Below are 11,583 nucleotides of genomic sequence, written 5' to 3'. Positions count from 1 at the left end.
CGAGGCTTGCCCGCGAAGAGGCCCTGTCAGACTGCAGAGGTCTTACTTGGCCGCCACTTTCTCGGACTTGCCGTCATAGCGCTTGCGCCACTCGGTCAGGATCTCGTCGCGATTCTTCGAGGCCCAGGCAAAGTCGTTCTTGATCAGGCGCTGCTCGTAGTCTGCCGGCAATTCGGTCTGCGGCTTGGCGATACCCGGCTGGGCGAGCACGGCGAAGTTTTCCTTGTACAGCTCCATCGCCTGCGGGCTGGCCGAGAAGTCGGCGAGTTTCTTCGCTGCTTCTTCATGGGCTGTGCCCTTAATCACGGCAGTCGCTTCGATCTCCCAGCCCAGGCCTTCCTTCGGCAGGATGATGTCCAGCGGCGCGCCCTGGCGCTTCAACTGAACGGCCGGGTACTCGAAGGAAATACCGATCGGGAATTCGCCCGCCGCCGCCAGTTTGCACGGCTTGGAACCGGAGTGAACGTACTGGCCGATGTTCTGGTGCAGGTCGTCCATGTACTGCCAGCCCTGCTTCTCGCCGAAGGTCTGCAGCCAGGCACTGACATCGAGGAAACCGGTGCCGGACGAGGCCGGGTTCGGCATGACGATCTTGCCCTTGTACTCAGGTTTGGTCAGATCCTGCCAGCTCACCGGCTTGGTCAGGCCCTGTTTCTCGGCTTCGACGGTGTTGAAGCAGATGGTCGCGGCCCAGACGTCCATGCCGACCCAGGCTGGCGGGTTGGCGGCGTCGCGGTAGTTGCCGCCAATCTTGCCAAGGTCTTTCGGTGCGTAGCTTTGCAGCATGCCTTGCTGGTCGAGGATCGCCAGGCTCGAAGCGGCCAGGCCCCACACCGCATCAGCCTGCGGACGGGCTTTTTCGGCGAGCAGCTTGGCGGTGATGATGCCGGTGGAATCGCGTACCCATTTGATCTCGACGTCCGGGTTGGCTTTCTCGAAGGCTTCCTTGTAGGTCTTCAGCTGTTCGGCTTCGAGGGCGGTGTAGACCGTCAACTCGGTTTTCGCCGCAAAGGCGTTCAGGCTGAAAGCGGTGAGGACAGCAGCGGCCAGGGCCATAGGCTTGAACATGATCTTTTCCTGTTATTGAGTTGAGGACGCTTTGGGTTGGGTGTGCAGCGAATCAATGACCGGGCGCGGTCTGCCGCCAGGCCTGGGAGCGGCGCAGCAAGCCGCGCGAAGCCCCGGCCAGCAGCAGGGACACGCCCGCCGAGGTGAACAGAATCAGGGTCGACATGGCTGCCGCGCCGCCGACGTTGCCGGCGTCGTCCATGTTCAGCACCGCCACCGCCGCGAGGATGGTGTCGGGGCTGTAGAGGAAGATCGCCGCCGAGACCGTGGTCATGGCCGAGACGAACAGGTAGCGCACGATGTCCAGCAGCGCCGGAAGGCAGATCGGCACGGTGACCCGCAGGTAGTGCCGATACAGCGGCGCCTTGAGCGACAGCGCGGCGGCTTCGAACTCGGCGTCAAGCTGGCGCAGGGCCGTGGTGGCGGTCATCTGCGCGGTGGTCAGATAGTGAGCGATGGTGCAGACCACCAGCAGGGTCATGGTCCCGTAGAGCACGTGCAGCGGGTTGCCGGTGAGGTTGAAGAAGAAGACGTAGCCCAGACCGAGCACCAGACCCGGCACCGCCATCGGCACGAAGCTGAGCATGCGCAGCGTGAGGTTCAGGCCGCGCTGGCCTTTGGTTTTCTCCATCAGGTAGGCGCCGGTGAAGATCAGCGCACTGCCGATCAACGCCGAGCAGATCGCCATCTTCACGCTGTTGCCATAGGCCAGCCAGCCACCGCCCGCGGTATCGTTGAACTGGTAATGGTTGAGCGATAGCGACAGGTTGTACGGCCAGAATTTGACCAGCGACGAGAACACCGCCATGCCGAACACCAGCAGCAATGCGGTGCAGATCAGCAGCACGATCGCCAGGTAGCAACCGTCGCGAAGCTTGGATGGCGCCGGTTTGTAGACCTGCGCCCGACCGCTCATGGAGTCGCCATGACGTCGACGCAGCCAGGCATCGACAGCGAAGCTGAACAGCGCCGGCAGCAGCAACACCATGCCGATCAAGGCACCGCGACCGAACTGCTGCTGACCGACCACGGCCTTGTAGGCCTCCAGCGCCAACACTTGATAATCGCCACCCACGACCACCGGCACGCCGAAGTCGGTGATGGTCAGGGTGAACACCAGGCAGAACGCGGCGAACACGGCTTGGCGGGTGGCCGGCCAGGTGATGCTGCGAAAAGCCTTGGCGGGACTGGCGCCCATGCTGGACGCGGCATCGAACAGGCGCGCGTCCGCCAGGGACAGGGCTGACAGCAAAATCATCAGGGCGTGTGGGAAGGTGTAGATGACCTCACCCAAAACGATTCCCCAGAAGCCGTAGATATTGTCCGAGAGCAGACCACGGAGCATGCCCTGGTTGCCGAACAGATAAACCAGCGCAATGCCCGGCAGCATCGACGGCGCCATCAACGGCAGCAGAGAAATACCGCGCCAGATGCCTTTGCCCGGAATCAACGTGCGTTGCAGGGCGTAGGCAAACAGGTAGGCCAGCGGTACGACGATGGCCGCAACGCTGAGGGAAACCTTCAGGCTGTTGCCCAGCAGCCAGTGGAAGTTGGCACTGGTCACCAGCTCGCGAGCAGCGGCCAAGCCGCCGCCCTGCCCGGCTTCGGCACTGAAGCCGCGCCAGAAGATCGCCAGCAGCGGCATCAACACGGCGACACCGAGCAGCACCAGCAACAGGACCTTGCCGCCGACCACGAAAATCCGGTCGCCGATCTCGGCACGGGACACCTGTCGCACCTGCTTGCGCGGTAGCGGCAGCGCGATGTTCGCGCTCATCAGGCGAACACCTGCAGGCTACGCGGAGGCAGTGCGACCATGATCTGCTGCGCGCCCAGCCGCGGCATCGCTTCCGGCGCCAGTTCGGCCAGCAGGGCGTGACCCGGCAGATGATCAAGCTCGAAGCTCATGCGGCAGCGATTGCCGAGGAAGGTGATCTCGCGAACCTTGGCCGGGAACAGGTTTTCCTCGTGCACCAGCGGATTGACGTTGATCGCTTCCGGACGGCAGAACAGACGGCCCGAAGAAGTCTTGGCGCTGCCGTCAGCCAGGCGCATGTTCATCCCGCCGACCCGGGCGTGGCTGTCGCTGCCGCTGTCGAATGGCAACCAGTTGCCCTGACCAACGAACTCCGCCACGAACGGCGTGGCCGGGCGGTTGTAGATTTCCTGCGGGGTGGCGTACTGCTCGACCTTGCCGTTGTTCATCACGGCGATGCGGTCGGCCATCAGCATGGCCTCGTCCTGATTGTGGGTGACCATCAGGGTGGTGATCCCCAGTTCCCGTTGCAGCTGGCGCAGCTCGGTGCACAGATGCTCGCGGACACGGGCATCGAGGGCGGACATAGGTTCGTCGAGCAACAGCAACGACGGCGCAGGCGCCAGGGCGCGAGCCAGTGCGACCCGCTGCTGCTGACCGCCGGACAATTGGCCGGGGTACTTTTTCTCGCTGCCGATCAGGCCCACCAGGTCAAGCATCTGGCCGACACGCTGGCGCACTTCGTCGCGGCTGGCGTTGGCCAGGCCGTAGGCGATGTTCGCTTCGACGGTGAGATTAGGGAACAGGGCGTAGGACTGGAACAGGATGCCGTAGTCCCGGGCCTGGGGCGCCAGGTTGGAAACGTCGCGATCGCCCAGGTACAACTCGCCGCGATCCTGCCCCTCAAGACCTGCGATGCAGCGCAGCAAGGTGGTCTTGCCGCAGCCAGACGGGCCGAGCAGACACACCAGCTCACCGGCCGCCACGTCGAGGGACACGTTATCCAGCGCGGTGAAGGCACCGAAGCGCTTGTGCACGCCGCGCACCTTCATGGGCGCGCCGGGATTGGACAGGGCAGTGGCGATCGAGTTGTTCATGGACGGACCTCATCTAACAGATGCAGGCCATCCTAGAGTTGTAATGCGTCCGTCATATGGCAGTAAGGCAAAAACGGCCGATAGTGGTATTCGAGGATTTTGGTTGCAGGTTCAAGAGGTGTGCTGCCTGTGCCGACGCCTTCGCGAGCAAGCCCGCTCCCACAATGGAATGCATTTCAAATGTGGGAGCGGCGGTGCGACGATTCGACTTGCTCGCGAAGAGGCCGGCACAGTCGAAGGAGATCTCAGGCCGGGGACATTTCCTGCGCCACCCCAAGAAACGCCGCCGGCAACCGCGCGTTCTTGCGCTCTTTGAGGCAATACAGGTACTCCGGCAACAACGGCGCATTCTCGATGGTCAGCACCCGCAGTTGCGGATCATGCGGCACTTCCTGGCGGGCGATGAGGCTGATGCCGATGTTGCGCAGCACCGCTTCGCGAATCGACTCGCGACTACCGATCTCCAGCAAAGGCCCCAGACTCACCCCGGCACCCGCCAGCAATTCCTCGGTCATGCGCCTTGTCGTCGAGCCCGGCTCGCGCATCAACAAGGTATGCCCGGCCAGCGCGCTCAGCGGCACATGATCGTGAACGGCCAGCGGATGATTGCGATGCACCGCCAGCACCAGCGGATCGCTGCCCAAAACCCGGCGGATCAACCGCGCATCCTCGAGCAACTGCGAGGACGCCGCGACGTCGACCCGATATTCCTCCAGCGCTTCAAGCACCTGCTGGGAATTGCCGATCTCCACCGACACCTCCACATGGGGCAGGCGTTCGCGGAAGGTCTTCACCAGATCGAGAATGTAGTACGGCGCCGTGGCGGCAATACGCAAGGTGCCCTGGACCTGACCGCTGTTGCGCAGGAAAAATTCGATATCGGCCTCCTGCTGCATCAACGCCTTGACCATCGGCAGCAACCGCGCGCCCTCTTCGCTGACGCTCAGGCGGCGACCGCCGCGATAAAAAAGTTCCACTGCGTACTGGCTTTCCAGATGACGGATCTGGGTCGTCACCGTGGGCTGACTCAGGCCGAGCTTTTTCGCTGCTTGGGTAATGCTGCCCAGGCGGGCAACCATGTAAAACGCCTTCAGCTCGGCACTCAGCACAACCTTCCCTCTTCGTCTATTTGCGCAGCAGGCGCAAACCGTTGAACACCACCAGCAGGCTCACGCCCATGTCGGCAAACACTGCCATCCACATGGTAGCGAGCCCGGCGAAGGTTACCCCAAGAAAGATCGCCTTGATGATCAGCGCCAGGGCGATGTTCTGTTTGAGGATGGCCGAGGTGTCCCGCGACAGACGAATGAAGGTCGGGATCTTGCGCAAATCGTCGTCCATCAGGGCGACATCGGCGGTTTCGATGGCGGTATCGGTGCCGGCGGCGGCCATGGCGAAACCGATCTCGGAACGGGCCAGCGCCGGGGCGTCGTTGATGCCGTCGCCGACCATGCCGACGCGGTGGCCCTGTGCATAAAGGTCTTCGATGGCTTGCAGTTTGTCGGTCGGCAGCAAGTCGCCCCGAGCCTGATCGATACCGACCTGCGCCGCAATCGCCTGGGCGGTGTGGACGTTATCGCCGGTAAGCATCAGGGTTTTCACCCCAAGGTCATGCAATTGAGCGATGGCTTCGCGGCTGGATGCCTTGACCGTGTCCGCCACGGCGAACAGCGCCAGCGGGCCGGAGCCGTCGAGCAGCAGCACCACGGACTTGCCCTGTTTCTCCAGCGCGAACAGCTTTTCTTCCAGTTGCGGCGAGCACAGTCCCAACTCTTCAACCAGCCGGTGGTTGCCCAAGTGATAGGTCTGGCCGTTGATATCGCCGCGAACACCGCGACCGCCCAGCGCCTCGAAGTTATCCACAATCAGCGGGGTAAAGCTCTTATCCACAGCGGCGTTGGCGATGGCCAGCGACACCGGGTGATCGGAACGCCCGGCCAGCGCGGCCGCGAGTGCCGGGGCGGTGGCCTCGGTGGCGGGGTCGAGGGACAGGTAATCGGTCTGCACCGGTTTGCCGTGGGTGATGGTCCCGGTCTTGTCCAGCGCCAGATAGTCGAGCTTGAAACCACCCTCCAGGTACACGCCGCCTTTGACCAGAATGCCTTTGCGCGCCGCCGCCGCGAGGCCGCTGACGATGGTCACCGGCGTGGAGATGACCAGTGCACAAGGGCAGGCAACCACCAGCAGCACCAGCGCACGGTAGATCCAGTCGAACCAGGCAGCGCCCATGAACAGCGGCGGAATCACTGCGACGGCCAAGGCGAGGATGAACACCGCAGGCGTGTAGATTTTCGAGAACTGATCGACGAAGCGCTGGGTCGGTGCCCGCGCGCCCTGGGCCTGTTCCACGGCGTGGATGATTCGCGCCAGCGTGGAGTTGTTGGCGGCAGCGGTGACTGCGTATTCAAGGGAGCCGGCCTGATTGATGGTCCCGGCGAACACCTTGTCGCCGACGGTTTTCTCCACCGGCAGGCTTTCCCCGGTGATCGGCGCCTGGTCGATGGTCGAACTGCCGCTGACCACTTCACCGTCCAGCGCGATACGCTCACCGGGCTTTACCCGCACCCGCGCACCCAGATCGACGCTTTTCACTTCCTGTTCGACCCAACTGCCATCGGCCTGCAACACCGTGGCCTGCTCCGGCGTCATCTGCATCAATCCGCTGATGGCGTTGCGCGCACGATCCAGGGAGCGCGCCTCGATCAATTCCGCCACGGTGAACAGAAACATCACCATCGCCGCTTCCGGCCACTGGCCGATCAGGACCGCACCCGTCACCGCGATGCTCATCAGCGCGTTGATGTTCAGATTGAGATTTTTCAGGGCAATCCAGCCCTTTTTGTAGGTACCCAGGCCGCCGCTGAGAATCGAAACCAGGGCGATGATCGCTACGACCCAGTTCGGCGCGGCGCTTGTGAAATGGATCACTTCTGCCAGCAAGGCAGTGACACCGGACAGCGCCAGGGGCCACCAGTGTTTCTTTTCAGGCTTGGGTGCCGGCGCCTCGACGCCCTCTTCCAACGGCTCCGCCTGCATGCCCAGGGACTGGATGGCCTCGATGATCGGCGCGGTGCTCGGCAGGTTATGGGTCACGCCCAGCACCCGGTTAATCAGATTGAACTCCAACTGCTGAACGCCGGTCAGTTTTCCTAGCTTGTTCTGAATCAGCGTCTGTTCGGTGGGGCAATCCATTGCCTCGATGCGGAAACTGTCGTGTCGCGCATCGGCACTCGGCGTTTCGCTCAACCGGACCAGCGCAGGGACTGCAACCTTCGAAGAACAGCAGGAATCACCGCCGTGGGAGTGTTTGTGCACAGGCTGCAGTTTTTGACTGTGATCGTGCCCGTCGCCGGGTTTGTGAATATGCAGGGAATCGCTCATTGGGTTGCGTCCATAAGAGTACCTGTTGCCAAGTAAAGACCCTGTAGCCACTATAGGGTCAAGCACCCTTTTTGGAGATCGTCGTCATGAAGATCGGAGAACTGGCGAAATTGACGGATTGCGCGGTAGAGACAATCCGTTACTACGAGCGAGAGAGCCTGCTACCGGAACCGGCACGCAGCGACGGCAACTACCGCGTCTACACCCAGGCTCACGCCGAACGCCTGACCTTCATCCGCAATTGCCGCACTCTGGACATGACCCTGGAGGAGATCCGCAGCCTGCTGGCCTTTCGCGACAGTCCGCAGGACCAGTGCGAAAGCGTCAACGCGCTGATCGACGAGCACATTCACCATGTGAAAGCGCGGATTGATGGGCTGATGGCGCTGCAGACACAGCTGATCGACCTGCGCCAACGCTGCGGTGAAGGGCCGGAAATCGATCAATGCGGGATTTTGCAGCGGTTGGAAGTGAGTGGCGGGGTGGTGGCGACGGAAGTCGAGCACTCGCACGTGGGTAGAAGCCACGGTCATTGAGGCTCAACAAAAAACCAATGTGGGAGCGAGCCTGCTCGCGATGACGGTGTCACATACAACAATGATGTGACTGACAGACCGCTATCGCGAGCAGGCTCGCTCCCACAGTTGATTGGGGCTGGGCGTCAGACCGCCATCGGCGCGGTCATTGGCGCATGATGCTCGTAACCTTCCAGCGAGAAGTCGCTCGGCTCCACCAGCTCCAGCCACTCCGGCTGATACACACCCGTCTTGGCAAACTCCGGAACACGATCGCTGATCACCAGTTTCGGCGCCGCCAATGGCTCGCGCTTGAGCTGCTCATTCAGCATGTCCAGGTGGTTTTCGTAGACGTGGGCGTCACCAATGAAATAGGTGAACCAGCGCGGCGTGTAGCCGGTCAGGCGGCCGATCAGGCTCAGCAACGCGGCACCTTCGGTGAGGTTGAACGGTGTGCCCAGGCCCAGATCGTTGGAGCGGATGTAGAGGGTCAGGGAGATTTCCTTGGTCTCGACATTCGGGTGGAACTGGTACAGCAAGTGGCACGGCGGCAGGGCCATTTCATCGAGCTGGGCGCAGTTCCAGCCGTGGAACAGGATGCGGCGGCTGCCGGGGTCCTTGATGATTGTGTCGACGCACTGGCGCACCTGATCGATGGCCTTGTACAGCACCACGTAGGCCTGGGCGTCTTCCTCGCCTTCGGCGATCTGGCGATAGCCTTGTTCCAGCGTCTGCTTGATCGCGGCCGGGTTGCTCAGCGGGATCTGCTTGTACGCCGGCCATTTGCGCCATTGCACGCCGTAGATTTCGCCGAGGTCGTCGTCGCCCTGGCGGAACGGGTTGGCCAGCCACTGGGCGTTTTCGTTGGCGTTCTGGTCCCAGACCTTGCAGCCCAGCGCACGGAACTCAGCAGCGTTGTTCACGCCACGCAGGAAACCACACATTTCACCGACGGCTGACTTGAACGCCAACTTGCGGGTAGTGATCGCCGGGAAACCTTCCTGCAGGTCAAAACGCAGCATCGCGCCGGGAAAGCTGATGGTGTTTACGCCAGTGCGGTTGGCCTGCTTGGTGCCGTTCTTGATGACGTGGGCGACCAGATCGAGATATTGCTTCATGAGTTACCTGTGTCCTTGAACCCGCAGCTTTCGCTGCGGGATTCGAATTTATACGGCTGCCGCAGGCGTCGCCGGTGCACGGTGATAGGCCAGCCAGATCAGCCACAGACCGCCGAGGATCATCGGCACGCACAGCACCTGACCCATGGTCAGCCAGTTCCAGGCCAGATAGCCCAGCTGCGCGTCCGGTACGCGGACGAACTCGACGATGAAACGGAAGATGCCGTAGAACATCGCAAACATGCCGGACACTGCCATGGTCGGCCGCGGCTTGCGCGAGAAGATCCAAAGGATCAGGAACAGCGCCACACCCTCGAGCGCGAACTGATACAGCTGCGACGGGTGACGCGCCAGTTGCGCCGGATCGCTGAAAGGCGGGAAGACCATTGCCCACGGCACGTCGGTCGGCTTGCCCCACAACTCGGCATTGATGAAGTTGCCGATGCGCCCGGCACCCAGACCGATCGGCACCATCGGGGCAACGAAGTCCATCAGCTGGAAAAACGACTTGTTGTTCTTCTTGCCGAACCACAACGCCGCCAGCATCACGCCGATGAAACCGCCGTGGAACGACATGCCGCCCTTCCAGACCTCGAAGATCAGCGTCGGGTTGGCGAGGTAGGCATGCAGATCGTAGAACAGCACATAGCCAAGGCGTCCGCCGACGATCACCCCCATCGACATCCAGAACACCATGTCGGAGAGCTTTTCCTTGGTCCAGGTCGGATCGAAGCGGTTCAGACGGCGGGACGCCAGCAGCCAGGCGCCACCGATGCCAATCAGGTACATCAACCCGTACCAGTGGATTTTCAGCGGACCGATGGCCAGGGCCACCGGATCGATCTGCGGGTAAGGCAGCATTGCGACTCCTTAAAAGCGTTCAAATCTTCAAAATGCCCGGGCGACGCTGCCACCCGAGGATTAAGCCAGGATTGCGCGGTGCGTCAGAACAGGAAACTCAAGCCGACGCAGAACAGCAAAGCGGCAAACAGCCGTTTCAGCAACTTCGGCGACAGCCTGTGCGCCAGTCGCGCGCCGATGCGGGCAAACACCATGCTCGTCAGAGCGATGCCCAGCAACGCCGGCAAATAAACAAAACCGAGACTATGGGCCGGTAACAACGGATCGTGCCAGCCCAGAATCATGAAACTTAATGCACTTGCAAAAGCGATCGGCAGGCCGCAGGCCGAAGAGGTCGCCACCGCCTGCTGCATCGGCACGCTGCGCCAGGTCAGGAACGGCACGGTCAGCGAGCCACCGCCGATGCCGAATATCGCCGAAGCCCAGCCGATCACACTGCCGGCCACGGTCAGACCTACTTTGCCCGGCACGGTTCGACTGGACTTGGGTTTGACATCCAGCGCCAGCTGCGCGGCGATCACCAGGGCGAACACACCGATGATTTTTTGCAGGTTGGGTCCGGAAATCGCTTCGGCGGTCAGGGCGCCGAACCCGGCACCGATCAGGATGCCGACAGTCATCCACATAAAGATCGGCCAGCGCACGGCGCCGCGCCGGTGGTGCTCGCGCACGGCGTTGACCGAAGTGAAGATGATGGTCGCCAGCGAGGTACCGACCGCGAGGTGGGTCAGGATCGACTGGTCGAAACCCTGCAGGGTGAAGCTGTACACCAGCACCGGAACGATGATGATCCCGCCGCCCACGCCAAACAGCCCGGCAAGAACCCCGGCACAGGCGCCGAGCGCCAGATAGAGCACAAATTCCATGCGGTTTCCCCACCCATCCCCAAAACCGGAGCGGCATGGTAACGGATGCATGGCCTCGGGCTCCACTGGATGGCGATGGATACCCGCACGATGACTGCGTAGAGTGGGCAAAAAACACACAAGGACCGCCTTATGTGCCTGATTGTTTTTGCCTGGCGACCGGGTCATGCCCAACCGCTGATCGTCGCGGCCAACCGCGACGAGTTCTATGCCCGCCCGACCCTGCCGCTGGCGCAATGGCCGGAATCGCCGCAGGTCTACGCCGGTCGCGACCTGGAGGCAGGCGGCACCTGGCTCGGCATCGGCACGAACGGTCGGTTTGCCGCGCTGACCAATATCCGCGATCCCCAGCGTCCCGCGGGACGCAAATCCCGGGGCGAGCTGGTGGCGCGCTTTCTTACCGGAGAAGTGCCGATTGACGACTATTTGAGCGAAGTTGTTGCACGTTCTGCGGAATATGGCGGATTTAACCTGTTGGTGGGCAATGCCCATGAGCTTTGGCACTTCAATGCCCGGGAGTCGGAAGCGGTGATGCTGCCTTCGGGGGTTTACGGGCTGTCGAATGCGGGGCTGGATACGCCGTGGCCGAAGCTGCTAAAGGCACGAGCGGCGTTGAGCGAGGTGCTGGACGATCCGCAGCCGCAGGCATTATTAAATCTGCTGGCGGATTCGCAACAGGCGCCGTTTGCCGAGTTGCCGGATACGGGCGTCGGAGTGGCCACGGAGACGTTGTTGTCGAGTGTGTTCATTGCCAGTCAGAGCTATGGGACTCGGGCGAGTACGGCGCTGATCGTGCAGGCGGACGGGGCGCGGCATCTGGTCGAAAGGAGTTTCGGACCGTATGGCGGGCATCTTGGGGAGGTTGAGGTCAGGCTTAGTTTTTGAGTAGTTCGGACTGACGGCTTCGCGGGCAAGCCTCGC

The 11,583-nt window shown here is 62.2% G+C and carries 10 protein-coding genes; 2 read left to right on the top strand and 8 right to left on the bottom strand.

Annotated features, from left to right (window positions below; translation table 11 throughout):
- Positions 1 to 42 precede the first annotated feature (42 nt).
- The 5 genes from K9857_RS26930 to K9857_RS26910 form a co-directional block, all read right to left on the bottom strand.
- The gene (locus K9857_RS26930) at positions 43 to 1,068 is read right to left on the bottom strand and encodes a putative 2-aminoethylphosphonate ABC transporter substrate-binding protein (RefSeq protein WP_224541065.1); all 1,026 of its coding nucleotides are present in this window, start codon (positions 1,066 to 1,068) and stop codon (positions 43 to 45) included.
- 52 nt (positions 1,069 to 1,120) lie between these two features.
- A complete protein-coding gene (locus K9857_RS26925; protein ID WP_224541064.1) occupies positions 1,121 to 2,845 on the bottom strand; it encodes a putative 2-aminoethylphosphonate ABC transporter permease subunit in 1,725 nt (574 codons plus the stop codon).
- Positions 2,845 to 3,921, bottom strand: coding sequence for a putative 2-aminoethylphosphonate ABC transporter ATP-binding protein (locus K9857_RS26920; RefSeq protein WP_224541062.1), 1,077 nt, complete (start codon positions 3,919 to 3,921; stop codon positions 2,845 to 2,847). The genes K9857_RS26925 and K9857_RS26920 overlap by 1 nt, the downstream gene beginning before the upstream one ends.
- Positions 3,922 to 4,166: 245 nt before the next feature.
- Positions 4,167 to 5,030, bottom strand: a complete 864-nt coding sequence (locus tag K9857_RS26915) for a LysR family transcriptional regulator (protein ID WP_224541060.1) — start codon at positions 5,028 to 5,030, stop codon at positions 4,167 to 4,169.
- A gap of 16 nt (positions 5,031 to 5,046) precedes the next feature.
- A complete protein-coding gene (locus K9857_RS26910) occupies positions 5,047 to 7,302 on the bottom strand; it encodes a heavy metal translocating P-type ATPase (protein WP_224541057.1) in 2,256 nt (751 codons plus the stop codon).
- A gap of 86 nt (positions 7,303 to 7,388) precedes the next feature.
- On the opposite strand from K9857_RS26910, the gene cadR reads away from it, so the two are divergent.
- Positions 7,389 to 7,838: a Cd(II)/Pb(II)-responsive transcriptional regulator gene (gene cadR / locus K9857_RS26905; RefSeq protein WP_224541055.1), complete on the top strand. Its 450-nt coding sequence runs from the start codon at positions 7,389 to 7,391 to the stop codon at positions 7,836 to 7,838.
- A 125-nt stretch (positions 7,839 to 7,963) separates the two neighbouring features.
- On the opposite strand, the gene K9857_RS26900 is transcribed toward cadR, so the two are convergent.
- The 3 genes from K9857_RS26900 to K9857_RS26890 form a co-directional block, all read right to left on the bottom strand.
- Positions 7,964 to 8,935: a thymidylate synthase gene (locus K9857_RS26900; protein WP_224541052.1), complete on the bottom strand. Its 972-nt coding sequence runs from the start codon at positions 8,933 to 8,935 to the stop codon at positions 7,964 to 7,966.
- 48 nt (positions 8,936 to 8,983) lie between these two features.
- Complete coding sequence (gene lgt, locus K9857_RS26895) at positions 8,984 to 9,796, bottom strand: prolipoprotein diacylglyceryl transferase (RefSeq protein ID WP_224541050.1); 813 nt, start codon at positions 9,794 to 9,796, stop codon at positions 8,984 to 8,986.
- A gap of 83 nt (positions 9,797 to 9,879) precedes the next feature.
- Positions 9,880 to 10,662 (bottom strand): sulfite exporter TauE/SafE family protein, encoded by a 783-nt coding sequence (locus tag K9857_RS26890; protein WP_224541048.1) that lies wholly within the window; start codon positions 10,660 to 10,662, stop codon positions 9,880 to 9,882.
- 132 nt (positions 10,663 to 10,794) lie between these two features.
- Between K9857_RS26890 and K9857_RS26885 the strand changes: the two genes are divergently transcribed.
- Complete coding sequence (locus K9857_RS26885) at positions 10,795 to 11,547, top strand: NRDE family protein (protein ID WP_224541046.1); 753 nt, start codon at positions 10,795 to 10,797, stop codon at positions 11,545 to 11,547.
- Positions 11,548 to 11,583: the final 36 nt, after the last annotated feature.

It is taken from the genome of Pseudomonas sp. REP124 (assembly GCF_020164475.1).
Lineage (GTDB): Bacteria > Pseudomonadota > Gammaproteobacteria > Pseudomonadales > Pseudomonadaceae > Aquipseudomonas.
This window is presented reverse-complemented; position numbering and strand designations above follow the sequence as displayed.